Source organism: Mycolicibacterium flavescens (assembly GCF_001722335.1).
Lineage (GTDB): Bacteria > Actinomycetota > Actinomycetes > Mycobacteriales > Mycobacteriaceae > Mycobacterium > Mycobacterium flavescens.
This window is the reverse complement of the sequence record NZ_MIHA01000003.1, coordinates 39927-61347: the sequence shown is the minus strand read 5'-3', so window position 1 is coordinate 61347 and position 21421 is coordinate 39927. Positions and strand designations below refer to the sequence as shown.

Here is a 21421-nt window from a genome sequence, read left to right as displayed (position 1 = left end):
CCAGGAACCCATCGTTGGCCTTGCCCGTGGCCTTTGGCGTAGAACAGCTTCGAATCAATCGCCATCAGGTCGGCAGGCTCGGTGCGCACTTGCGCCGAACCGGTGGCAACTGGTTGGTGACGTACACCTCCGCCCAGCGCACCAACCGTTCGAAAACCTCGCGCCCACCGGCGATTTCGACGCCCAGGCAGATACCTCGCTTGTTGCGGTTGCAGAACCCCAAGAGGTAGTCGTAGCCCTCGCGACTGGCCACCATGCCGCGAGCGATGATGGTCCGCATCGGATCGCGGTGGTGGACCGTTCGATCTTGATCACCTCGGCTCCGAAATCCGCCAGCGCGGCTGCGGCCGAGGACACGAACCCATGTTCGGAGAAGTCCAGAACCTTCATGCCGTCCAGCGGTTTGGTCACGGGACGATCGTAGGGGCCGTGTAGGTCGCGCCCGTGCCCATCGGCTACATCGTGGTCGACGGGCCGTTCTTCCGAGCGATCGGACCGAGCAACTGCAGAAGTTCGGTGGCCGCGCCGCGTTCGCGTCGTAGCGCGGCGCGAACGGATTCGGTGCGGTCGTGCAGGAGCAGGCGCTTGGCCGCCCTGGTCGCCGCGGGCGCGTGCGCGGCGATCTCGTGTGCTAGCTCTCTCGCCCTCTGGTGCAGGGTGTCTGGCGAACAGGACTCCGTGGCCAACCCCCAGTCCACGGCCTCGCCTGCCTCGAGCCATCGGGACGTGAGAATGAGCTCCGCGGCGCGCTGCGCTCCGACCACCTGGGGGAGTAGCCAACTGCTTCCGGCTTCCGGTGCGGTGCCGAGCTGGGTGAACGGTGCGCGCAACCGTGTGTCATCGGCGACGAGCACCACGTCGCAATGCAGCAGCAAGGTGAAGCCGATGCCGACGGCGACACCGTGGACCGCGGCAACCAGCGGCTTCGGCAACGCAAGCAGATTCTCGAGCAGTGTGTCGAACGCATCACCGAACTCGGCCGGTCTGTCTTCCGCGTCGGACAACGCGCTCAGGTCGACGCCGCTGCAGAACGCCCGGCCCGCCCCCGTCAGGAGGACGACGGCGACGTCATCGGCCGCGGCCGCGTCATCGAGCATCGATGCGAGCAGTTGGTAGGACGATGCGGTGAAGGCGTTGAGCCGATCCGGCCGATTCAACGTCAGCGTGCGGACCTTGCCCTCGTCGCGCTGCTCGATGGCCGGCGCTGTCACGTCGCTGCCCTGGACGCCGGTGGTGTGAAGCCCGGATTCACCAACGCCGTTGCCACCCCGCTGCCGATGGGCCCCGTTTCGTCGAACAGCGTGGCTACACCGGTGGCCACCCCGGCATCGCCGTAGTGCGTCACCGCCGCGAGTCCGATCCAGACGCCTTCGGGCAGCCGACTGAGCGTCACGGTGTAGTCGGCGTTGATGAACTGCAACCCCGCAGTACCCCAATGCGTCAGCGAACTGGTGATGTCTGCGGCCATGACGGCGCGAGTGAAAGGAGACAGCGGCTCGTCGTCCACGAGCAGTTTCGTCTCCCGCGCCCAGGCGAACTTCTGTCCGTCGTGACACCACTCGGTGACACCGACGCCGGGGCTGCCCGCGACCGGATCGCGTCCGTACGACTGGAGCAGCATGGGTAGCCCGCCGGCGACTTGGTCGTGTTCGGCTGGGATCGCGGGCATCGCGACCGGGGTCGTCCACACCGTGTCCTCGATGTGCTCGCTGCGGCGAAGGAACAGTCCGCTCGCCCGTGCCACCAGGACGTCGTTCTGCGTCATGAACGCGTCCACCAGTCGGAGGCGTCGGCCGTCCCGCACAACCGTTGTCTGCATCTGCACGGGTTGCAGGGCCACCGGCCTGAGCAGGTCGACCGTCAACCGCGCCGGTTGAAGCTCGACGTCGTCGACTTCTCGTTCGACCGCACGGCCGAGTAACCCGCCGATGTAGTTGCCTGAGAGTGAGGGACCCCATGGACCTCGCCCCAAAGAGGTTGGCACGTAACTGTTGCCGTCCTTGACGAAGAAGCTGGTCTCGGTCACGTGGCCCTCACTGCCTCTGTCGGCATCGCTCGAGGAGGATATGCGCCAATTTTTCCGGGTGGCTGAACATCACGTCGTGGCAGGCGTCGATGGGAATGACGTCCTGCACCCCGCCGAGCGCTGCGATGCTCGCCTGCTGTGACTTCTTCGAGAGGGCCCTGTCCCGCGTGGTCAGTACCCAGGTTCTTGGCACGTCCTCGGGAAAATCGCTGCGATCCACCGGTTGGGCCGGGATGCGGGCGGATTCGCGATACAGCTTTGAGAGGGTCAGCCGACGCTGCTCCTTCGTCATGCCGTTGCAGAACGCGTATTGCGCGGCAGCGCGGGGCACCTTGAACGGTCGGCCGCCTCGGGCAGCCCACCGCGCGAAGATCGCCAAGGGTCCGCCCAACGTATCCACGATGGCCTCCCCTTGTCTGGGGACGAACGCGCTGACCAGCACCATCTCCCGCACCCGTGCAGCACCGAGTTTCGCGACGACGCCCGGCACGGTCACGCCGGCCATCGAGTGGCCGACGATCACGATGTCGCCGAGCTTCTCGCGGTCGATGTCGGCCACCACCGAATCCACCCATTCACCGATCGTCGCGGTCGCGAGGTCTCCCGGCGTGCGGCCGCGGCCGGGGAGATCCACTGCGAGGACGCGCAGTTCCGGTGTCTGACGGTGTAATTCGTCGATAACAAGGTCCCAGCAGTCACCGGCGTGTTCGCCGCCGTGGACGAGGACGAGGTCAGGCAGGGCCATGCTGGCCTCCGTTTCAGCGGTAGACCAGCTGGGACGCCAGCAGGTCGATGTCGGTGCGGAAGTCGCTGAAGCTTCTGCTGGCCGGCTCGATGGTGATCCACGTGACGCCGGCTTCGGCGTATGCGTCCAGCGGCGGTCGCAGGGCCTCGCAGAAAGCGGTGCAGTCGCCGCTGGCGAGCAGGTCGGCTTCGAAGGGCACGAACGCGACGTCGGTGGCCTCGCGGCCGAGCTCACCGCGCCGCTTGTTGACGGTCGCGATCCAGTCGGCCAGCGTCTCCATGTCCTCGAGCGGCCTCGCGCGCGTGATGGCGGCCATTTCGCCGGACGCCGCCATCGGCATCCAGCCGTCGGCGACCTCGACGACGCGGCGCTGCGCGGCGGCACCGTTCCCGCCGATCCAGATCGGCGGGCCGCCGTCGGTCAGGGGCGGCGGCAGGGCCACATGACCGCTGACGCCGAACTCCGGACCGACGTGGTCGACACCGGCCCACGTCGCCTTCCAGGCAGCGATCGCCTCGTCAAGAAGAGTGCCGCGGCGGTCGAAATCGGCTCCCAGCGCGCCGAATTCGGCCTTCAGATACCCGGCTCCGGTGCCCAGCGTGAAACGGCCGCCCGAGAGCAGGTCGAAGCTCGCGGCCGCCTTGGCTGTGAGGTACGGGCTGCGGTAGCCGGACACCAGGATGTAGGTCATCAACCGGATCCGGGTGGTTGCGGCCGCGGCGAAGCTCAGCGACACGAACGGGTCGAAGGCGTGATGGCCGCCGTTCGCCAGCCACTCCCGGTCGGGATAGGGGTGCTCGGACATCGAGAAGGCGTCGAAGCCGGCATCCTCTGCCAGGCGTGCGACATCGCCCAAGGACGCACCTTCGCACCAACGATTCCAGTGCTTGACTGCCCGCATCGGGAACATCAGGTTGTAGCGCACATGACTCCTCTGTCACCCGGAACCAGATAACTGTATAACTATCTCAAGAGTGACCGGGCGACGACTTCGCGCTGGACTTCCGTGGCACCCTCGCCGAGCCGCTTGACCCTCAGATCGCGGAACCATCGCTCCAGTGGCAGTTCGGTGGAGATGCCCAGCGCGCCGTGAATCTGGATGCAGCGGTCGAGCACTCGATAGGCGGCCTCGGTGCCGTACATCTTGGCCACCGATGCGTCAACCCGGACGTTGCGGCCCAGGTCGGCATTCCAGGCCGCCTGGTACATCAGCAGTCGCGCGGCGCGTAGTTCGACCTCGCTGTCGACGAGCATCCACTGGACGCCCTGTTTGTCGGCCAGTCGTCCGCCGAACACGTCTCGGTCCCGCGCCCACTGGCAGGTCATGTCCAACGCAGCCTGCGCGATGCCGATCGGACCAGCCGCGTAGACGATGCGCCCGTGCACGAGGAGTCGCTGGCCAGCGCGAAACCCTGCCCCTCGGCGCCGATCAACTGGGCGGCGTCGAGCCGTACGTTGTCGAAGTGCAATTCGTAGGGCGCGAACGACGCCATCACCGGAATGCGGCTGATCGTGACACCAGGCGTGTCCTTCTCGAGAATGAAGGCTGAAATGCCCTGGCGCCCCTCGCCGGTACGGGCGTAGACCACGCCCCAGTCGGCATGGGGAGCATGAGATATCCACATCTTGGAGCCGTTGAGCACGTAACCGTCACCGTCGCGGACGGCCTTGAGCGTGATCGCCCGCGCGGGATCGGATCCTCCGGAGGCCTCGGTGATGGCCGTGTACGCCTTGGACATGGTGCCGTCGACAATCGGTTTGGCGTACTTCTCGAACTGCTCGGGTGATGCCTTGAACATGATATTGGGCGGGTTGCCCCCGAAGGCACCGAGTGCGGGGAAGAACGCCCCCATTCGGCATTTCGCCGCTTCCTCGGCGACCACCACCTGGCCGAGCACGCTGAGGCCTGCGCCGCCGTACTCGACTGGTGTCTGCAGCGCCCACAGCCCGAGTGCCCTGGCCTTGGCCTGCAACTCGACGAGCTGCTCGCGCGGCAACCCGACGGTGTCGTGATCGAGCTGCTCCTCAGCCGGATGGACGTGCGAGTCCATGAACCGCCGCACGGTGTCGCGCAGCATCACCAGTTCCTCCGGCAACTCCCAAGCGCCGGTGGAGTCTTCGGACATCAGGCCTGTGCTGCGGCGGCCGCCCGCAGGTCCCGTGCGCTCTTCAGCTGCGGCTCGTGGTTCGCCTCGTACTGTTCGATCCACTCATGCGGCAACTTGCCCCACGCCTCGCCGATGCGCAGCCGCTGCGCGGAGCTGAAGACCTCCGCGGCGACGACGTCGCCGACGAAGATCGTGTTCTCGTCGTTGTCCAGCGATCCGGTGATCCGGCACTCCACGTAGCTGTGGGCGTCAAGCAGGATCGGGGCGCCGGTGACGCCGGGCTTGGTGCGGAGCTTGGCGATCTTGTCGCCGTCGCGGCCGGAGCTGCCGCCGAGGGTCATCATGATGTCCATCGATGCGTCGATCTCATCGGGACCCGCCGACAACATGTGCATGACGAAGATGCCGGAGTTCACCAGCATGTCGTGGGTCTTGTTGTACTTCGTCAGGCTGATGGTGGCGCGGGGCAGCTCGGGCACGATGCTGGCCGAGCCCGCCGACAACGACATCAGGCCGTTGGCGAAGCCGCCGTCGATCGTGGTGACCGCGACCGGAAACGGGCGCAGTCCGTTGAGCACCGCGTTAGCGGCGTCGGTGTCGACTGTCATCTTCTCTCCCTTGTATTGGAATCAGCCGAGCGTGAACGGATCGCGGGTGGCTCCGGAGAGCTCCACCCACACCGCCTTGGTCTCGGTGAAGTCCTTCACGGCGTCAATGCCGTTCTCCCGGCCGATACCGCTGTAGCCAATGCCACCGAACGGAACGTGAGGTGCGACAACGCGGTAGGCGTTGATCCATACGGTGCCTGCCCGTAGTTTGGCGGCCACCCTGTGCGCGCGGTGAATGTCTTTGGTCCACACGCCTGCGGCCAATCCGAACTCTGTGTCGTTCGCGGTGGCGATGGCCTCGTCCTCGTCGGCGAAGGTCATCACCGCGAGCACGGGCCCGAAGACCTCTTCGGCGACGGCGCGCATCGAGCGATCGACGCCGGTCAGCACCGTGGGCTTCACGAAGAAGCCGCCGAGCTCGCTGGCGGCTTCGCCGCCGTAGGCTACCGTCGCGCCCTCTGCGCGGGCAGAGGCGAAGTGCGACAGCACCTTCTCGTACTGCGGCTGGTTGGACACCGGGCCCATCTCGGTCGCCGGATCCTTCGGGTCTCCCAGCTTGATGGTGGCCGCACGCGCGACGATCTTCTCGACCAGCGCATCGGCGACGCTCTCGTGAACGAGCAAGCGGGAGCCTGCCAGGCAGGTCTGGCCAGTGGCGGCGAAGACGCCCGCGATGACGCCGTTGGCCGCCGCGTCGAGGTCGGCATCGTCGAACACCACCTGCGCCGACTTGCCGCCCAGTTCCAACGTGAAGCGGGCCATGTGCTCGATCGCGGCCTTGCCGACGTGGATGCCGGTGGCGGTGGACCCGGTGAAGGCGACCTTATCGATGCCGGGATGCGACGCCAGGGCGGCGCCGGTCTCGGGACCCCAGCCGGTGACGACGTTGATCACGCCCGGCGGAAAGCCCGCCTCGGCGAACAGTTTTGCGAACGCGAGGGTCGACGTGGGCGTGTGGTCACTCGGCTTGACCACGAATGTGCATCCGGCGGCCAGGCCTGCGGCGAGCTTCCACGTCAACAGCAGTAGCGGCGAGTTCCACGGGGTGATCGCGCCGACGACGCCTACCGGCTCGTGGCGGGTGTAGACCAGGAAGTTCGGCTTGTCGACCGGCACGACCTCGCCCTGCAGCTTGTCCGCCAGCCCGGCGTAGTAGAAGTAGTAGTCCGGTAGCGCCTTCATCTGGCCGACCATCTCGCGGGTCAGCTTGCCCCCGTCGCGGACCTCCAACTCGGCCAGGTGCTCCGCCTCGCGCGCGATGACCTCGCCGAGCCGCCACAGCAGCTTGCCACGCGCGGTCGCGGTGAGCTCGCCCCACGGGCCGTCCAGTGCGGCGCGGGCGGCGGCCACCGCGCGGTCGACGTCGTCGGCACCGCCGTCGGGCACCCGCGCCCAGGGGCGCCCGGTGAACGGGTCGACGCTGTCGTACGTGGAACCGGAAGCAGCAGTGACTGTTTCGCCGCCGATCAGCAAGTCGAACTCGACCAGCCGCTCAGTTGTGGTGTCGGTCATGGCGTGCTCCTCATCGAGTGCGCGGCTTCTTCTTGTTGGCGCGAGAATCCGTGCGACCGGCACCGGCGTTACCCAGATCGGTGTAGAACTTCCCGTGTCGCGCCGCGACAGTGGGCGTCAGGTCGCGAGCCTCCCACATCGCGCGGACTGTGCCTTGGATACCCGCGGGGCGTCGCGCGGCGATCTCCGCCGCCAGTTCCGCAGCCCGGGAGCGCAACTGATCATCGGGCACCACCTCGGTGACCAGTCCGATCCGCAGCGCCGTGTGCGCGGACATCCGCTCCTCGCTGCCCAGCAGAGCCCAGCGCATGACCTCGCCGTAGGGCACACCGAGGGCCAGCATGCCCATGGGCTCGAGTGCTGAGACGATGCCCGCGTTGGCATGCGGGTCGAAGAACGTGGCGGTCTCGCTGCAGATGGAGAAGTCGCACTCGTTGACGAAGTACATCGCCCCGCCCGCGACGATGCCGTGCAGGGCCGCGATCACCGGCTTCCACACCCGGTGCGCCTTCGGGCCGAGCACCTCGCCGGGGTCTTCCTGATTGAAGATCGTCTTGTGCGTCCACCACGTGCCCTCGGACACGTCGAGGCCGGTGCAGAAGGCCCGGTCGCCGTTGGCTTGCAACACGGCAACGTGGATGTCGTCGTCGTCCCGGACCCTGGCCCACACCGCGGCCAGCTCGTCCGCCATCTGTTCGGTGAAGCTGTTCATCCGTTCGGGCCTGTTCAGCGCAATGGTGGCTACATGGTCGGCGACACTGAATTCGATGGTGGCAAGGTCGGTCTGTTCGGTCACGGGCGCCCCTCGGTGGATCCGGTCGGTACCGAAATCTTCGCATCCGCATCGCCTACCTGGTTTACCTGGTTAGCTATCTCGCGCTTGAGGATCTTGCCCGCTGGACCCAGCGGGAACTCGCGCCAGAACACGAACCGGCGGGGTTGCTTGTATCCGGCCAACTCGGCGCGGCACAGTACGGCCAGTTCGGCGGCCAATGCGTCGTTGTCGTTGACGGCGGCCTTGGGTATCACCGCCGCCACCGGCGTCTCGCCCCAGTCCGCATCGGGCACGCCGACGACGGCGACCATGTCAACACCCGAGTGCTGTGCGATGACCCGCTCGATCTCGGCGGGGTAGACGTTGAAGCCACCGGAGATGATGAGGTCGGTGCGCCGGCCGGTGATGTGGAGGTAGCCGTCGGCGTCGAGGAAGCCCAGGTCGCCGGTGCGGAGACCATCCGGCCGGAAGGTCTCGGCCGTCTGCTCGGGCAGTTTCCAATAGCCGACGGCGTTGGCCGGGCTGACGATGACGAGTTCGCCGACCTCGCCGATCGGGGCGTCGCTCCCGTCGGGGTTGATGACGCGGATCGCGCACATCGGGGTCTCTCGACCGCAGGACGTACCGATCGACGACCGGCCCGCGACGATGTCGCGGTGATCCTGCGGCGTGAGAATCGTGGCCTGCCCGCCACATTCGGTGAGCCCGTACCGCTGCTGCAGATCGCAGCCGAGCAGGTCCATGGCCTTGCGGGCCAGGCCTGGCGGCACTGGTGCCGAGCCGTACGAGATCCGCCGCAGGCTCGACATGTCCCGCGGTGGGCCGTTCTCGAGGATTGCCAGCGTACGGTGCAGCATCGTGGGGATGAACGTGGTGAAGGTGATTGCGCTGCGTTCGATCTCGTCGATCACCGCCTGCGGGTCGAACCGTTGATGGATGACCATCGTCTGGCCGAGGTAAAGCCACGACACCGTGCGCACCATCCCCCCGGCCGTGAAGAACGGGGTGGTCGCCAGCATGACGTCCGACCGGTTGGCCTCGGTCACCAAATTGGTGTCGGCCGCCTGATACAGCAGACTGCGGTGGGTGTGCATCACACCCTTGGCGCGACCGGTGGTGCCGCTGGTGTAAAGGATCACCGCGACGTCGTCGGGGTTGACATCGAGGCGCGGTGGCTCGGGATCGGTTGCCCACAAGGCGGTTTCGTATTCCGGGCCGATGGTGAGGACTACAGGTAGGTTGGCCAGTTCGCCGGTGAACTTGTCCAGGTGGTCGGCGTGCACGATCACCGCACGGGCACCGCAGTCGTCGCGGACGTGAGCGACCTCGTCGGGCGCGAGCCGGATGTTCACCGGCACAGCGATCAGTCCGGCCTTGGCCAACCCGAACGAGATCTCGGGCCATTCGATGCAGTTGCGGGCGATGACCATCACCCGGTCTCCGGGTTCCAGCCCCTGTCCGGCCAGGTAGCCGGCCAGGCGCCGAGCTCGTTCGTCGACCTGGGTCCAGGTGTGCACCCGGTCGGCGTCGACGAGGGCGCGCTTGTCCGGGTAGCGACGTGCGTTGTTGGTGGCGATGTCTCCGATGAGCATCAGATCAGGAATGCCAGGGTGTCGACCGGACCGCCCGCGTCAATCAGGTTCACGATCTTGCGGACGAGTCGCGGGCCCTCCGCCGTCCGACAAATGGTGTGGCTCACCCGACCGGCCCAGAAGCGTTGCCGGATACGGTATTCGAACAATGCGAAGTTGGACTCGATGGTGACCAGACCGTCAATGTCCTCGACCACTTCGCTGTTGGAGACCACGCGCCGCATCACCGACGGCGGGGTCTGAGAGTGCCGGTTACCCGTGTTCAACTGAGCCACCCGACTCTTGATTCGCCGCCGATTGTCGTTGATGTAGGCCAGCGAGGTCCGCGGGTCGTCGTCGGGATGCATGGGCACGCGGTACACGACCGTGTCGTCGTCAGCCCAGAGCGCCTCCCACTCCGAGTAGCGGCCCTCGTCGGCCAACCGCGCCTCCAGGTACAGGAACGAGAGGATCTCGGCGTCCGGCAACGGCCGCAGCACAGGACGCATCTGTGACTCGGTGTCAAGGGTCATTTCACGCCCTCCCGCCGACCACGGCTGCCCACTGCGAGTAGAACCCGCGCTGCGGTGTCTCAGCGCTCTTGTCCCGGTTGATGATTCCGGTGTCGTCGGTGATGTCATGCTCTACACCGCGTGCCAGCACCAGCCACTCGGGTAACTCGGCGGCGAGGCCGGCCTGGTTGCGCATGCCGATTTCGCCGTCGTCGGCGATCAGGAACCCCGCCGGACCCATCGCCCCTTCAGAGCGCCTCAGCGTGCGTTCGTTCAGTGCGTCCTGACCCGGGATCAACACGGCCGTGGTGTAGGCGACGGTGCGGTCGGGGGCCTGCGGCTCGACGAACATGACGTTCATCTCGGCCAGGAACAGATTGGGCCAGATCAGGGTGTGCGGGGGGCCCACCACCAGAGCGTCGTGCGCCTGCTCGGGTCCGTATGCCTGCTCCAGTGCGTCGACGTAACCGCCGAGCTTCGCCCGCGGGATTCGGCCGTACCAGATGAATTCCTCGTCCAGCTTGCGGTATTCGTCGGTGTAATCGATCTCGGAGTGTCCGTCGCCGAGGTCGCGGACCAGGACGTCGACCTTCGTCGGGACGTGGGACACCTTGGCCGGCTTGATCGCGTCATATACCGAGGCGTGCGTGAACAGCGCGTGGTAGCCGTCGACGTTGTTCTCCACAACCATCTTCCAGTTGGCGTGGTGCAGATGCTTCATCCAGCCGGCCCGTAGGTCGATTTCGCGGGTGGGGGACAGGTTGAGCAGTCGGTCGATGGCGCCCGTCGCCTTGCCGAGGTGTTCGCGCAGGGAGACGCCGTCGGGCGCCAGCGACGCGAAGACGAAGCCGCCGTAACTGTCGACCCGGGGCGCCTGCGCCAGGCTCAGTTCGGAGCGCACCTGGTTGAAGGCCTCGCCGTAGCCCTCCCGCATCGGAACACCTTGTAGCGCACCGGTGTTGGTAAAGGTCCAGCCGTGGTAGGGGCAGCGGAACGAGTTGGCATTGCCTTTCTCGGCGTTGCACAACTTATTGGCGCGGTGTGTGCAGCGGTTGAGCGCCACGCGCACCACGCCGTCCTTGCCGCGCACCACCACGACTGGCTCGTGGCCGATGAGCCGGGTGAGGTAGTCGCCAGGCTCGCTTACCTCGCTTTCGTGCGCGACGTAGACCCAGCCGGTCTTGAAGATGGTCGCCATTTCGCGGCGAAAGATCTCGGCCGAGGTGTAGACCGACCCGTGCACCCGGTCATCACGGACGACGCTATTGACATCGAAATCGTCAGTGGCAGTGGCTGATTCGAGCGTTGTCACTCGTCCTCCAAGGTGTCGATGGCTGGGATTGCGACGCCGCCGAGGCGGCGGAAGCCGATGCGCACTGTTCCGCCGATGGCCGGCACGCCGTCCGCGGGCTGCGCGGACGTCATCAGCAAGCGGTGTCCGCTGGCCAGTTCGACGTCGACGATGGGGTAGGGGGCCTGCGCATGGACCAGCCCGGGTTCGCGTCGGTGCATCAGAGTTGCGGCGTGGACGGTCCCGCGTAGTTCGACTGTGCGCCAGTCGGGTTCGGTGCCCCCGCAGTAGTCGCAGACTTCCTGGTCGAGTTCCAGTGGATTCTCGCACGCCGCGCAGAACGGCAGTGCCAGCTCGTGCCGTTCCGCCGCCCGGTACAGCGGCGCCAGGACATCGAGCTCAGCATCGGGTGCCAGTGCTGGATCCAGCAACCAGTCCTCGAGGAGCCGCTTGTCCACGGTGGTCACGCCACACGCTCCAAGACCAGCGCAGCATGGTGGTCAAGCCGACCTCCGATGCCGCCGACCAAGGCCACGGTGGCGTTGGGAACCTGACGATCCCGGCCCGCGCCGCGGAGCTGGATCACGGCCTCGGCCAGGGGCGTCATGCCTTGCAGGTAGAACCCGGACAGTTGGCCGCCGCCGGTGTTGGTCGGCAGCGTGCCGCCCGGTCCGGTGTGACCCTCGCCGACGAAGGCGCCCACCGGGACGTCACCGGTGAGCCGGTATTCCTCGAGCAGCACCAGCGTGACGATGGAGAACGGGTCATAGAGCTCGGCGACATCGAGGTCCGAGCGTGTCATGCCGGCCTGTTCCAACGCGTCGTCCACCGCTCTCGCCCCGCCGCCGAACCACGATTCGGCGCCTGCGCGTCGGCGTCGGACCGGATGCTCCCGGCCGGTGCCGAGCACCCGCAGTCGGGTATCGCCGATCGAGGCCGAACCGGTGAGCACCACGGCGACCGCCCCGTTCACCGGCCGCGCACAGTCCAACAACCGCAGTGGTTCGGCGATCATCGGGCTGGCGTTGTAGCCGGCATCGTCGAGCGGTTCGCGGTTTACAGCGTCGGGATTGCCGCGCGCCCACGCTCGCGCGGTGACGGCCACCGCGCGTAATGCGTCGGCATCGGTTTCGGTGACGTGCAGCCACCGCTGGGCCAGCAGCGCGTACGTCGGCACCGATCCGAGCAGTCCTGAGGCCCGCTCCAACCCGCGGACCCCGACGTTGCCGCCGCTGTGCGCGTACGACGAGCCCGCGCCGCGACCCGCAACCAGCGGCGCGTCGGCGAACACGCACACCACGGTCGTCGCCTCGCCGGTGGTGATCGCGTGGCGCGCGCGCTGGATCATGGCAATCGTGGTGGCGCCCTTGATCTCGACGTGTTCGAGGAGGCGTAGGTCCGAGAAGCCGCCCCGTGCGGCGAAGCCGACGCCCAGTCGGTCCGGCCGCACGCCCTGCGACGAGCCGACCAGGAGGCCGTCGATGTCTGCGCGCCCGAGTCCGGCGTCGGCCAGCGCGATGCCAGTTGCCTCGGCGGCCAGTTCGAGCGGTGTGGCACCCGGCCTCAGCGACATCGCCGTCATGCCCAGTCCGACCAGGTCGACGTCGGGCGTGCTCACGAACGCTTCCCGGGTTGACGTTCTCCGCGGTAGTTGCCCACTCGCAGCCAGTCCTCGCGGTCCTCGGGGGTGGCCTCGGTGAAGCTCGCCAACTCCAGCGGGCAAAGGAAGACGTGTTCGCCACTCTCGAGGTCTTCGACAAGCAGGCGGGGGCCGTTGCCGCTGACGTCCAACGACAAACGCACCGCTGCGAACTCGTTGGCGAGTTCGGCGAGGACGCGGCGTCCGGCCGGGGTGTTCACTCGCTCAGTTCTACCGCATACAACTGTCAGAAGCAATGGAAGTATGTGCAATGGCCGTACGCGCCGAGGACGTCGGCTGGGTGGTGTGAGTTGTTGTCTACATGCGAACATATCGTCTGTGCGACGATGGTCAGACAAGCGCCGTGACGCCAGCAGTAGATGACAGTGATGTCAGATAGCGAAACTGAGAAGGTGAGATGAGCCAAGCGCAAGTACCTGCCACCACCGCCCCGGCGGCTGTCGGGGCCGTTGTGGACACCGACGACTACCGCAGCATCTGGATGTACCTGAAGGAATTGGACTTCCGTCAGGGCTTCGTCGAGATCTCGGTCAACGGCGCGGCCGTGAGTACGCGATACGCCGAGGCCGGCAGCCCGGACAAGCCGCACCTCATCCTGCTGCACGGCACCGGCGGGCACTGGGAGACGTTCGCCCCGAATCTGGCTGCGTTGAGCGAGCACTTCCACTGCGTGGCCATCGACATGGTGGGCAACGGGTTCTCGGACAAGCCGGACTACGACTACGAGATCGCGATCTATGTCGAGCACGTGCTGGGGGTGATGGACCACTTCGGGATGACGTCGGCCCACTTAGTCGCCATGTCGCTCGGCGCCTTCGTCGCATCCGCGATTGCGGTCGGTCATCCCGACCGGGTGGACAGGGTGGTCCTGATGTCGCCGGCCGGGCGGGAGGCGTCGGCGGCGAACATGGCGCGTATCCGCGCGGAGCGCACCAAGGCGGTGAATGAGCCGACATGGGAGTCGTTACATGCCGTATTCGCCCATCTGATCGCCGACGAGGGCAACCGGCTGCCCGATCTGATCGGGCTGCGCCAGGCGGTTTACCGGCGCGAAGACACCCGCAACACCATCGACCGGCTGCTGATCCTGCAGGACGAGAAGGTGCGCGAGCGCAACCTGATTCCCGACGACGGGTGGCGCGGCATCACTGCCCCCGTGATGATCGTGGCGTCGGGCAAGGATCACGGCGTGTACCAGGACACCGCGCGTACGATCGCCGGCTTGATCCCGAACTCCGAGGTCTTCGAGATGGCGTCCGTGCGGCACTGGCCGCACTTCGAGGACCCCGAGTCGTTCAACGCGGCGGCTGTGGATTTTCTGACTCGATGATGAGCGCCTGCGCGAAGAGCATCAGATCATGACGAGACCCGCTGGCACCGAGCTCGACGCAATCGCGCGCCGGTTGTACGAGGCTGAGCAGACACGCACGCCGATTCGGCAGCTGTCCCTCGACTACCCCGACATGACCATCGAGGACGCCTATGCCGTCCAGCGGGCGCTCGTCGCGCTGAAGGTCGCCGACGGCCTGCACGTCAAGGGCCGCAAGATCGGCCTGACGTCGAAGGTGATGCAGCGCGCGGTGTCGATCGACGAACCGGACTACGGCGCTCTCTTCGACGACATGTTCGTCGAGGACGGCGGCCGGGTTCCGCTCGGCCGTTTCATCCGGCCGCGTGTCGAGGTCGAGTTGGCCTTCGTGTTGGGCGAGCAGCTGCGCGGTCCGGGCGTCACGCTGTTCGACGTCCTCCGGGCATGCGAGTTCGTCACGCCCGCATTGGAGATTCTCGACGCCAGGGTGCAGATGTCGGATCCCGAGACCGGTCACCTGCGCACCATCGTCGACACCATCGCCGACAACGCGGCCGACGCGGGGCTCGTGCTCGGTGGGCGGGTGGTGCGGCCGCTGGACATCGACCTGCGCTGGGTCGCGGCTCTGCTGCTGCGCAACGGCACCATCGAGGAGTCCGGGGTGGCCGCCGCGGTGCTCAACCACCCCGGCAACGGCGTCGCGTGGTTGGCGAACCGGCTTGCACCGCATGGTGTTTCGTTGGAGCCAGGCGAGGTGATCCTGTCCGGGTCGTTCACCAAGCCGGTTTTCGCCGAACCGGGGGACAGCTTCGTCGCCGACTACGGTCCACTGGGCACGGTGTCGGTCTCGTTCGACGGGCCGGAATCGTGACGAATCGGTGGACGCAGCGCATCGGCGACGGCGACCCGCGGTTCGGCATGTGGCTGGCCTCAGGAAGCGGTTACGTGACCGAGATCTGCGCGGGATCGGGAATCGACTGGGTATTGCTGGATCAGGAACACGCGCCCAACGACCTCCGTACCACGCTCGAACAGCTGCAGGTGCTCGCCGGCTATCCGGACGTCGACGTGCTGGTTCGTCCGCCGTCCGCCGACCCGGTCTTCATCAAGCAACTCCTCGACATCGGCGTACAGAACATCATCGTCCCGATGATCGACGATGCCCGCGAGGCTGCTGCCGCCGTCGCCGCCACCCGTTACCCGCCCGCAGGCATCCGGGGAGTGGGCAGCGCACTGGCGCGCGCATCCCGGTGGAACCGCATATCTGACTACCTTGTCACCGCCGATGCCACGGTGTCCCTGACCGTGCAGGTGGAGAGCGTCGCCGGCTTGGCGCACCTTGGTGACATTGCCGACGTAGACGGCGTGGATGCGGTGTTCATCGGACCGGCCGACCTCGCGGCTTCGATGGGTAAGCTCGGCCAACCGGAGCATCCAGATGTGTTGCGCGCCATCGAGAAAGCGCTGGAGACGATCCTCGAACACGGCAAGAGTGCCGGGGTGAACGCGTTCAAAGAGTCGGTGGCGCGCCGCTACGTGGGGGCAGGCGCGTCCTTTGTGCTCGTGGGGGCGGACGTGGCACTGCTGGCGCGCGGTGCCGAGGAACTGACGGCCAAATACCGCCGACCGTAATCAACGCATTGTTTCTGACTATCGTGTCACCTACACTTTCGAATCATGGACCTCGATTTCACGCCTGACCAACTCGAGTTCCGCGACCAGGTCAGCACGTGGCTCGATGAGAACCGGCCGAGCGAGCCACGGCCGCGCGACGACGCGGGCATCCGCGAGTACGACCTCGCCTGGCAGCGCACCCAATGGGATGGTGGCTGGGCGGGTATCGCGTGGCCGCAGGAGTACGGCGGCAAAGGGCTGACGTTGCTTCAGCAGTTGATCTGGTACGAGGAATACGCGGCGCGGGGGTTCCCCGGCATCGACGCGTGCTTCGTCGGCAACTCGCACGCCGGGCCCACGCTGATCACCAGGGCCACCGAGGAGCAGAAATCCTTCCACTTGCCGAAGATCCTTCGCGGTGAGGTGATCTGGTGTCAGGGCTTCTCCGAGCCCGGCGCCGGTTCGGACCTGGCAGCATTGCGCACCAAGGCGGTCATCGACGGGGAGCACCTGGTGGTGTCCGGCCAGAAGTTGTGGACCAGTTTCGCCACCGTCGCGGACTACCAGGAACTGCTGGTCCGCACTGACACCACCGGCAGCAAGCACAAGGGCATCACCTGGGTCATCTGCGACATGAACACCCCGGGCATCGATGTGCGCCCGATCGAGACCATCGAGGGCGGCTCGGAGTTCTGCGAGGTGTTCTATGACGACGTCCGCATCCCGCTGTCCGACGTGGTCGGCGACGTGGGGGAAGGCTGGTCGGTCGCGATGGCGACGCTGTCCTTCGAGCGCGGCACCGCGTTCACTGCCAACCAGGTGAGGTTGGCCAAGATCATCGAGGACCTCATCGACTATGCCCGCGACCACGTCGGCCCCGACGGACGCAGGCCCGCCATCGCTGACGACGAGATCGCGCGGCGCCTGGCCACGGCCCGCGCCTCGGTGGCGTCGCTGCGCGCCCTCACCTATACCAACATCTGCGAGGCCATGAAGACCGAAACGCCCGGTCCGCGCGGCTCGATCGTCAAGTTGATGTACTCCGAACTGGCCAAAGAGATCGGCAAGCTGGCGATGGACATTGTGGGGGCGGGGGCGATCCGCCACACGTCGCGGTGGGACGACGACGGTTGGGTCGGTTACTACTACTACAGCTTTTCCCAGGCCATTGGTGGCGGTACGTCGGAGATTCAGCGCAACATCGTCGGCGAACGCGTGCTCGGATTGCCCCGTTGAATTCGATGAGGAGATCGTCGTGAATCTGCTGCCTGGACCCGAGCAGCTCGAAATCATCGAGGCTGCAGGAGAATTCCTCGCCGAGCGGATGCCCATCGAAAGCATTCGCGCCCATCGCCATGCGGAAGCGGCGGTGCCTGAAGGCCTTTGGCGGGAGTGCGCCGAACTCGGTCTGCTCACACTCGGACTCGACGAGGAGGCAGGCGGGTCGGGGCGCACGTTCGACGACGAAGCGCTGCTGTTCATCGAGCTCGGCAAGCGTCTTTCGCCGGGTCCGTTTCTCGCGTGCACCCTGGCCGCGCGGGTGGCCGCCCGCTGCGGCGATGTGGCGCTTGCCGAGCGCATTGGCTCCGGGACAGCCCTGGTGGCGCTCGCAGTGCTGCGGGGCGACGGCGACGTGCGGCCGGTCAAGGGCACCTTCGATCTGTTCGAGCCGGCGGGCGCGTCGCACGCCCTGGTGGTGGCCCGCGTCGGCGCCGCGCTGGTCGACATCGAGTCACTCGGTCCGCTGACCCCCGTGAGTGCTGCCGACCCGGGCACCCGGATGTCCTCGGCCACAGTCGAGTCCGTGGAGGCGTCGCACTGGCTGTCAAGCGAAGACGACTGGGTCTGGGGGCGCGCCGTGGTGCTTGCCGCCGCCTACCTCACAGGCCTGGCGTCGGCTGCTGCAGCGCTGGCGACCGAACACGCCAAGACCCGGGAGCAATTCGGGAAGCCGATCGGCGTTCATCAAGCCATCAAGCACGCCTGTGTGAACATGGAGATCGCCGCCGAGGCCGCACAGGCCCAGACCCTGTTCGCCGCAATCGCTTTGGCGAGTGAACGCCCGGATGCGCTGCTGCAGGTGCTCTCGGCAGCCACGGTGGCCGGCTCGGCAGCCGTCGACAATGCTGCCGCGGGTATCCAGGTCTTCGGCGGAATGGGCTACACATTCGAGAACGACATGCATCTGTACCTCAAGCGTGCCCACGTGTTTCGGCACCTCTTCGCTGAGCCGGCCGACGTGCTCGCCGAGTTGCTCGCCCAGGACCGCGCCCAGTGAGCCGCGCCGTCGCGATCGCCGGCGTCGCCCTCTCCGACGTGGGGCGCGTCGACCACAAAGGGGCCTATGAGCTGATCGCCCAGGCCAGTAGGCGCGCCCTGGCCGATGCAGGACTGACACCCGCAGACATCGACGGACTGGCCTCCACCGGTCAGGGCACCTTGCCGCCGGTCGACGTCGGCGAATACCTCGGGCTGCGGCCGCGCTGGATCGACTCGACCGCCGTCGGTGGCGCGTCGTGGGAAGTGATGGCGGCGCACGCGGTGGACGCGATCGCTGCCGGGCACGCCGACGTGGTGCTGCTGACCTACGGTTCCACCGCTCGGTCGGATCTCCGCAAAGGTTTACGCGGCGCCAACATCAACTGGGGTGTCCGCGGCCCCCTGCAATGGGAAGCGCCTTACGGCCACACGCTGATCTCCAAGTACGCCATGGCGGCTCGGCGCCACATGTTCACCTACGGAACCACAATCGAGCAGCTGGCCGAGGTGGCGGTGTCGGCTCGGTTCAACGCCGCCGACAACCCTGAGGCCTACTACCGCGACCCGATCACTGTGGACGACGTGCTGGCCGGGCCGATGATCGCCGATCCCTTCACCAAGCTGCATTGCTGCATTCGCAGTGATGGCGGCGCGGCCGTCGTGCTCGTCAGCGCCGAGCGTGCCAAGGACCTGCCGACCAAACCGGTCTGGGTGCTCGGTTCCGGCGAGACCACCTCGCACATGCTCACGTCTCAGTGGGACGACCTGACCGTCGGTCCGGCTTCGGTCAGCGGCCCGCTGGCCTTCGCGCGCGCCGGGGTCGCCCCGTCCGACGTCGACGTCGCCGAGATCTACGACGCATTCACCTACATGCTGCTGCTCACCCTCGAGGACCTCGGCTTCTGTCCGAAGGGGGAGGGCGGCCCGTTCGTCGAAGAGGGCTCGCTGCGACTGGGCGGCAAGCTGCCCACGAACACCGACGGTGGTGGGCTGTCTGCTTGCCATCCCGGCCAACGGGGATTGTTCCTGTTGGTTGAAGCGGCCCGTCAGCTGCGCGGCGAATGCGGCCCGCGGCAGGTGCCCGACGCGCGAATCGCCTGCGTCAGCGGCACCGGCGGCTGGTTCTGTTCCAGCGGGACCGTTATTCTCGGCGCCGAGGAGCCGTAGATGTCGCGCGCGCCGGTGAGTTCCGACGTCGAGGACACCCGGTCGATGCTGGAGTCCGCGGCCGCCGCCCACGGTGGTGTCGAGGCCTACGTCGAGCCGGGCGCGCGGATCACATTCGCCGAGTGGGTTGGCCGGGCCCGTTGCGTGGCAGCGCAATTCGCCGATCTCGGAGTCGGCAAAGGCGACGTGGTCCTGCTGTGGCTGCCCTCGGGCATCGACTATGCGACGTGCTACGCCGCGGCGGCCATGATCGGCGCGATCACCACCGGGGTGAACCCGCGGCTTGGGCGTAGCGAGATGGAGTCGATCCTGCAGCAGGCCACCCCAGCCTTGATCGTCGCCGACGAGCAACTCGGCGCACTGCCGGACACCGGATGCCGGGTGCTGCAGCGAGATGCGCTGACCACTGATGTCTCGGCATCGGGACCGCCTCGCGTGGAGCTGACCCGGTGGGACTCGGTCGCACTGATCTTCACCAGCGGGACCACGGGAAGACCCAAGGGTGCGGTGTTCGACGCTCATCGGCTGGCGGCCGGGGCTGCGGCGGCGGGTGTCATGAGCGCCCCTTACGACCGGCGCCTCACGTCGACGCCGTTCGCCCACGCCGGCTACATGTTCAAGCTCTGGGATCAGTTGATGTGGGGCAGCACGCTGGTGGTGCCGCCGGCACCGTGGTCGGCACAGGGCATGTTCGATGTGCTGCGCGATGAGCGGATCACGGTGGCCGGTGCCGTGCCGACCCAGTGGGCCAAGCTGCTCGAGGTCGAGGGTGTGAGTCGGAAAGCGTTGCCGCATCTGCGGATCGGTATCGTGGCTACTGCGCCGGCGCCGCCCGAACTGGTGTATCGGGTCGCCGAGCGGATCGGGGTTCCGCTGGTTGTGCGGTACGCGATGACCGAGTGTCCGACCATCTGCGGCACCGAACCCACCGACCCCGCCGAGATTGCGTTCCGAACTGTCGGCCGGCCCGCCGCGGGGATGGAGGTGCGCGTAGCTCCCGACGGGGTCGTCGAGGTGAGCGGCCCCTGTGTGATGCGTGGATACTGGCGCAACCCCGAACTCACCGCCGAGGTGCTGCGCGACGGCTGGCTGCGTACCGGTGATATCGGCACGCTCGACGCGGACGGCAACCTGGTGCTCGTCGGACGTAGCGGCGACATGTACATCCGAGGTGGATACAACGTCCATCCCGGGGAGGTCGAGAGAGCGCTCACCGGACATCCGGGGGTGAAACAGGCTGCGGTGGTTGGCCGTCCCGCCCCGGTGATCGGAGAGATCGGCGTCGCCGTCGTGGTCCCGGCAAAAAGTGCCGAACCACCGACATTGGCCGAGTTACGTTCACACGTGACGGGTCAACTGGCCGACTACAAGGCCCCCGACGAATTGCTCATCGTTGACGAGCTGCCCCTGACGGCGATGCTCAAGCCGGACCGACTTGCGCTACGCGATCTGATCACCCTGCACGACAGGGATATTCAGCGTCGCCAACCAGCGCGGGGTTAGCGCAGACGTGCGTGTGGGTAGGCCGCGGAGGAACCCGACTTCACGCACGCTCGCGACCTAATCCAGACGGATCATGGTTGGCCGGGCCGTAGCTCGATGAACAGTCCCTCGGCTTCGGCGCACAGCGTCTCACCGTGCATGAGCTCAGCGCGAAGGATCCGTTTGCGTCCCTGCTCGCTGACGAACCAGGCCCGTACCACGAGCTCCTCGCCGACGGGTGTGATGGACCGGAAGTCCGTGTGCAGATACGCGGTTCGAGCCGGTGTCCGATCCCCGCTGCTGGCCAGCCGGCCGAGTACCTCGTCGAAGAGCAACGGGATGGCCCCGCCGTGCACCGCCCCACCCCCGCCGAGGAAGTACCGGCCGAACGTGACGGTGCCCTCGACCCGCTGCCGGTCGCCCGCGACGGGAATGAAGTTAGGGCACATGGTCTGCCCACGGCCCGGTAGGTCGAGCCTCCTCGCGAAGATCTGCCTGCGCTCTCCGACTGCGACCTCGGCCAGTCGGGCGGCCCACTCCGTCAGGGCCTCCGTCAGGGCCACCGTCGTCGCGGTGTCCGGAGCGGCGGCAGCGACGTCGTCGAGGAAGCCCCGCAGCGCGGCGATCATGTCGCCGTATTCGGCGCCGCCGCCCGGGCTGCGCACGGTTGGCTCCTGCCATGTCCGCATGGGAGGGAACCCGCTCGACGTCACCATCTCCTCGGTCACTTCGGCCGCCTTTTCGACATCGCCCAAGAATAATGCATTAACATTAATCTTTGC

21 protein-coding genes and 2 pseudogenes are annotated in these 21421 nt (G+C 66.9%); 7 read left to right on the top strand and 16 right to left on the bottom strand.

Annotated elements, in window-relative coordinates; genetic code table 11:
• Positions 1-64: 64 nt before the first annotated feature.
• From BHQ18_RS30260 to BHQ18_RS04635, 15 genes and pseudogenes are all read right to left on the bottom strand, one after another.
• Positions 65-390: pseudogene (locus BHQ18_RS30260) on the bottom strand (CoA transferase).
• Between the two features lie 65 nt (positions 391-455).
• A complete protein-coding gene (locus BHQ18_RS04700) occupies positions 456-1211 on the bottom strand; it encodes an enoyl-CoA hydratase/isomerase family protein (RefSeq protein ID WP_069412431.1) in 756 nt (251 codons plus the stop codon).
• The gene (locus BHQ18_RS04695) at positions 1208-2026 is read right to left on the bottom strand and encodes a thioesterase family protein (protein WP_069412430.1); all 819 of its coding nucleotides are present in this window, start codon (positions 2024-2026) and stop codon (positions 1208-1210) included. The genes BHQ18_RS04700 and BHQ18_RS04695 overlap by 4 nt, the downstream gene beginning before the upstream one ends.
• 7 nt (positions 2027-2033) lie before the next feature.
• Positions 2034-2771, bottom strand: coding sequence for an alpha/beta fold hydrolase (locus BHQ18_RS04690; protein ID WP_069412429.1), 738 nt, complete (start codon positions 2769-2771; stop codon positions 2034-2036).
• Between the two features lie 13 nt (positions 2772-2784).
• Positions 2785-3681, bottom strand: coding sequence for an LLM class F420-dependent oxidoreductase (locus BHQ18_RS04685; protein ID WP_205866052.1), 897 nt, complete (start codon positions 3679-3681; stop codon positions 2785-2787).
• 53 nt (positions 3682-3734) lie between these two features.
• Positions 3735-4897 (bottom strand): annotated as a pseudogene (locus BHQ18_RS04680) (acyl-CoA dehydrogenase family protein).
• Positions 4897-5487 carry a flavin reductase family protein gene (locus tag BHQ18_RS04675; protein WP_069412427.1) on the bottom strand — a complete coding sequence of 197 codons (591 nt, stop codon included), beginning with the start codon at positions 5485-5487 and terminating at the stop codon, positions 4897-4899. Before BHQ18_RS04675 ends, BHQ18_RS04680 begins: the two are co-directional and overlap by 1 nt.
• 21 nt (positions 5488-5508) lie before the next feature.
• Positions 5509-6999 (bottom strand): aldehyde dehydrogenase, encoded by a 1491-nt coding sequence (locus BHQ18_RS04670; protein WP_069412426.1) that lies wholly within the window; start codon positions 6997-6999, stop codon positions 5509-5511.
• A gap of 10 nt (positions 7000-7009) precedes the next feature.
• Positions 7010-7795 carry an enoyl-CoA hydratase/isomerase family protein gene (locus BHQ18_RS04665; RefSeq protein ID WP_069412425.1) on the bottom strand — a complete coding sequence of 262 codons (786 nt, stop codon included), beginning with the start codon at positions 7793-7795 and terminating at the stop codon, positions 7010-7012.
• Positions 7792-9366, bottom strand: coding sequence for a class I adenylate-forming enzyme family protein (locus BHQ18_RS04660; RefSeq protein WP_205866046.1), 1575 nt, complete (start codon positions 9364-9366; stop codon positions 7792-7794). Before BHQ18_RS04660 ends, BHQ18_RS04665 begins: the two co-directional genes overlap by 4 nt.
• Positions 9366-9878 carry an aromatic-ring-hydroxylating dioxygenase subunit beta gene (locus BHQ18_RS04655; RefSeq protein ID WP_069412423.1) on the bottom strand — a complete coding sequence of 171 codons (513 nt, stop codon included), beginning with the start codon at positions 9876-9878 and terminating at the stop codon, positions 9366-9368. The genes BHQ18_RS04660 and BHQ18_RS04655 overlap by 1 nt, the downstream gene beginning before the upstream one ends.
• A gap of 1 nt (position 9879) precedes the next feature.
• Positions 9880-11169 carry an aromatic ring-hydroxylating oxygenase subunit alpha gene (locus BHQ18_RS04650; RefSeq protein WP_205866045.1) on the bottom strand — a complete coding sequence of 430 codons (1290 nt, stop codon included), beginning with the start codon at positions 11167-11169 and terminating at the stop codon, positions 9880-9882.
• A complete protein-coding gene (locus tag BHQ18_RS04645; RefSeq protein WP_069412422.1) occupies positions 11166-11615 on the bottom strand; it encodes a Zn-ribbon domain-containing OB-fold protein in 450 nt (149 codons plus the stop codon). The genes BHQ18_RS04650 and BHQ18_RS04645 overlap by 4 nt, the downstream gene beginning before the upstream one ends.
• Positions 11612-12730: a thiolase family protein gene (locus tag BHQ18_RS04640; RefSeq protein ID WP_069412697.1), complete on the bottom strand. Its 1119-nt coding sequence runs from the start codon at positions 12728-12730 to the stop codon at positions 11612-11614. Before BHQ18_RS04640 ends, BHQ18_RS04645 begins: the two co-directional genes overlap by 4 nt.
• A gap of 32 nt (positions 12731-12762) precedes the next feature.
• A complete protein-coding gene (locus tag BHQ18_RS04635; RefSeq protein WP_069412421.1) occupies positions 12763-13008 on the bottom strand; it encodes a hypothetical protein in 246 nt (81 codons plus the stop codon).
• 197 nt (positions 13009-13205) lie between these two features.
• Between BHQ18_RS04635 and BHQ18_RS04630 the strand changes: the two genes are divergently transcribed.
• Genes BHQ18_RS04630 through BHQ18_RS04600 form a run of 7 tightly spaced genes read left to right on the top strand, consistent with a single transcriptional unit; the run spans position 13206 to position 20660 of the window.
• Positions 13206-14138, top strand: a complete 933-nt coding sequence (locus BHQ18_RS04630) for an alpha/beta fold hydrolase (RefSeq protein ID WP_069412420.1) — start codon at positions 13206-13208, stop codon at positions 14136-14138.
• A 28-nt stretch (positions 14139-14166) separates the two neighbouring features.
• Entirely contained in the window at positions 14167-14988 is an 822-nt protein-coding gene (gene hpaH / locus BHQ18_RS04625; RefSeq protein WP_069412419.1) for a 2-oxo-hept-4-ene-1,7-dioate hydratase, read from the top strand.
• Positions 14985-15749: an aldolase/citrate lyase family protein gene (locus tag BHQ18_RS04620; RefSeq protein WP_308204567.1), complete on the top strand. Its 765-nt coding sequence runs from the start codon at positions 14985-14987 to the stop codon at positions 15747-15749. The genes hpaH and BHQ18_RS04620 overlap by 4 nt, the downstream gene beginning before the upstream one ends.
• A 45-nt stretch (positions 15750-15794) precedes the next feature.
• Positions 15795-16967 carry an acyl-CoA dehydrogenase family protein gene (locus BHQ18_RS04615; protein ID WP_069412418.1) on the top strand — a complete coding sequence of 391 codons (1173 nt, stop codon included), beginning with the start codon at positions 15795-15797 and terminating at the stop codon, positions 16965-16967.
• A 19-nt stretch (positions 16968-16986) separates the two neighbouring features.
• The gene (locus BHQ18_RS04610) at positions 16987-18009 is read left to right on the top strand and encodes an acyl-CoA dehydrogenase family protein (protein ID WP_069412417.1); all 1023 of its coding nucleotides are present in this window, start codon (positions 16987-16989) and stop codon (positions 18007-18009) included.
• Positions 18006-19157 (top strand): acetyl-CoA acetyltransferase, encoded by a 1152-nt coding sequence (locus BHQ18_RS04605; RefSeq protein WP_069412416.1) that lies wholly within the window; start codon positions 18006-18008, stop codon positions 19155-19157. The genes BHQ18_RS04610 and BHQ18_RS04605 overlap by 4 nt, the downstream gene beginning before the upstream one ends.
• Entirely contained in the window at positions 19158-20660 is a 1503-nt protein-coding gene (locus tag BHQ18_RS04600; RefSeq protein ID WP_069412415.1) for a class I adenylate-forming enzyme family protein, read from the top strand.
• A 71-nt stretch (positions 20661-20731) separates the two neighbouring features.
• Here the strand turns inward: BHQ18_RS04600 and BHQ18_RS04595 are convergent, their stop codons facing one another.
• Positions 20732-21268 (bottom strand): hotdog domain-containing protein, encoded by a 537-nt coding sequence (locus BHQ18_RS04595; RefSeq protein WP_205866051.1) that lies wholly within the window; start codon positions 21266-21268, stop codon positions 20732-20734.
• Positions 21269-21421 lie beyond the last annotated feature (153 nt).